At 38.7% G+C, this 2,013-nt stretch carries 1 protein-coding gene; it reads left to right on the top strand.

Annotated elements, in window-relative coordinates:
• Positions 1 to 108 precede the first annotated feature (108 nt).
• The gene (locus tag BAZSYMA_RS05115) at positions 109 to 1,653 is read left to right on the top strand and encodes an RHS repeat-associated core domain-containing protein (RefSeq protein ID WP_090716334.1); all 1,545 of its coding nucleotides are present in this window, start codon (positions 109 to 111) and stop codon (positions 1,651 to 1,653) included.
• The last annotated feature ends 360 nt before the right edge of the window (positions 1,654 to 2,013 follow it).

Here is a 2,013-nt window from a genome sequence, read left to right as displayed (position 1 = left end):
ACGAGAGTAGATATTTGGCGATATAATTGAAAGGATGCCAATGAAGTTAACCAACCTGTTTAGCCCTGCATATTTAGGATCACCACATGCAAAATACCGTACTATCTCATGAATTTATTAGAAATCTACTGCCAAACCTGTACCTACGACACAGGCAACAACCTAACCCACCTCTCACACCAAGCAAACAGCAGCACATGGCAACAAAACCTCACCGTCCACCCAAACAACAACCGTGGCACCGAAACCCAGCAATCCACCACCGACTTTGATGCCAATGGCAACTTACTAACCCTTGACAACATTGGCACTCTAGATTGGCACTACAACAACACCCTTAACCAACTCAGCAAAGCGGACAAAAACACCACCACGCAATACTATGTGTACGATTACCAGGGCAATCGAGTTCGTATTGTAGTTGAATCTAACTACCAAGTGCAAAGCCAAAGAGACTACCTGCCTGTACTAGACATCTCAACCAACCAAGCAAAACAACAAGCCAACACCCTGCACATCGGCACCCACATTTTGTGCGAAAGCAGTAAAGACAACACTCAAACCCGCTACCAACTCACCAGCCACCTACAATCTAATGCTTTGGAGTTGGATGACCAAGCCCAAACCCTTAGCTATGAACACTACTACCCCTATGGGGGTACTGCTATTATCGCTGGCAAAAACAAAACCGAAGTGCAACAAAAACGCTACCGCTACACAGGCAAAGAAAGAGACGACAGCAGTGGCTTGTCCTACTATGGTGCTAGGTACTTAGCCCCTTGGCTGGTAAGGTGGATAAGTCCTGATTCGGCAGGGGCGGTTGATGGCTTAAATTTGTATGCTTATGTGGGCAATAATCCGCTTAAATATGTCGATCCTACAGGGCATGTTAAGACCACATCTAAGCAAAAGAATGCAGAGGAAGGCGCTGTTGGGGGCGTAGAATCAATTCCTGAAAAATTTAGAGTGGACAGAGATGCGCTGTCATACTCAAATCAAGAAATAAATCAAATGCAGACAGACATTTTTCAATCTAGTGTTTTTGAAAAATTGGTTGCATTAGATTCTTCTAGCCGGAAATATTATCTTAAAGAATTTGACTGCCAATACTACTTAATGGATCAAAAAATAGTGCAATTACGAAAGAGTGTAAAAAAGTCTATTACTGATATAGAAAATACTGGAATCCCCTATACCAATGCCTTAATACAATTTAGAACAAGCGAGGAATATAAGGATTTAGTCTTTAACAAATATAAAGTTGCCAATTGCTCGGAATGTTCGTATGTTATGCTGAGTGAATTAGGGAAAACTTATCCTGATATGACAGTGGAATACCTATCATTTACAGGATCTGATCATGTCTTCAACTTGATTAATCGCGATCAATCTACTTCCATATTTAAACCTGAGGCATGGAATGAAAATTCTTTAGTGGTAGACGCATGGATAGGAAATGTTTACACCAAAAAAGGATTTTGTATTGCAAATACAAAATTACCTTATTATGGCATTAGTAAAAATATTACAGGTATCACTCAACATATAACAAAATATGCCAAAAGCGGGGTAAGTTATCGTACATACAAAAAACGCAAAATTACATCAGAAATAAATATGTTTGAACCTATTCTATTAGCTCAACCCAAATAGATGACAAAAATAGCACACTTCCTTGCTGTTCTTATTTATGCAAAGGAAGACCTTTGCATTAAACCAAAAAAACCACCACTCAAACTAAAAATAACTCAAATTTATCATCAATTTATGGTAAAAAAAATTTTATAAAAACATGCGCATTACAACCACTCAAGAACAAACCTTTGCTGGTAGTTTCATCAGTATATCAAATACTCAATTGTACCTGTCCAGTTTCACCACGTTGTTCCAGTTTGAGCATTTGAACTAATGATTCTCAAACCACGCACAATCGTCATTTTAAGGGTTTGAATTTTTGCCTCAAAAAGCTAAAAAATAAAAATTCAAACCCTTAAACTCCCCCTAAATTAGGGT

Source organism: Bathymodiolus azoricus thioautotrophic gill symbiont (assembly GCF_001298715.1).
Taxonomy (GTDB): domain Bacteria; phylum Pseudomonadota; class Gammaproteobacteria; order PS1; family Pseudothioglobaceae; genus Thiodubiliella.
The sequence above is the reverse complement of the archived record's forward strand: the minus strand, read 5'-3'. Positions and strand labels throughout refer to the sequence as shown.